This window comes from Chitinophaga agrisoli (genome assembly GCF_008386695.1).
GTDB classification, from domain to species: Bacteria; Bacteroidota; Bacteroidia; order Chitinophagales; family Chitinophagaceae; genus Chitinophaga; species Chitinophaga agrisoli.
On the sequence record NZ_VUOC01000087.1, the window covers coordinates 1 to 749 of the forward strand.

Below are 749 nucleotides of genomic sequence, written 5' to 3' on the forward strand. Positions count from 1 at the left end.
TTGTCGAATTGTAAGCTATGTTTATAAATAAAACAGGTATTATTGCGCATCAGAAGGTCTGGAGAGAAGTCTGTTGATAATGTATTCGGAGGCGTACTCCAAAACCCGGCTGACCTGGGATTGGTATTTTTCTAAGTTGTAGGGGAGTTTGTTCAAGAAGTCGCTGATGCGTCCTCCGACCTCACGCCCGAACAGGTTCAATTGGATTTCAGAGTTGATTTCTCCAATAGACAGCTCAAGTTCGACGTTCCTAACGCTGTATCCGTCGACACCGACAGCGACAATGGCACCAGCGCGAACGCGCACGTTGGACACGGCGATTCCTCCAGAAGCGTCTGCGGTCAGTTTACGGTCGAAAATTTGGACTTCTCCTTCAGCAGCGTCTATTGAGGCCGAAACAGAATTCAAGCTCAAGGACAAGTGAAGTTGACCAGTAAATAAGTTGTAGGAGATGCTATCCAATTCGAAGGTGCTGAAGCCGGCGGCGTTGACACCTTCTACGGAGCCACGGACTTTCAGGATGTTTTCTCCTCCCGGAAGATGCCAGCCGCCCGCGTACTCATTGTTCACGATAGGATCAAATGGAGACAAACGTAACTGGGCTCTTGAGATCCAGTTTTCGATTATGCCATCAACAATGCGCTGGGATTCGGCCAGATCGACATCGCCGTATGGTACAGCCGCAACGCAGGCAACAGCAAGGGCAAAGATGAAAGCCTTCATTGTTATCTCAGTTTAGCTCTCTTAAT

At 48.6% G+C, this 749-nt stretch carries 1 protein-coding gene; it reads right to left on the reverse strand.

The window, feature by feature from the left end; genetic code table 11:
- Positions 1-39: 39 nt before the first annotated feature.
- A complete protein-coding gene (locus F0L74_RS34665) occupies positions 40-723 on the reverse strand; it encodes a JHBP domain-containing protein (protein ID WP_149842237.1) in 684 nt (227 codons plus the stop codon).
- Positions 724-749 lie beyond the last annotated feature (26 nt).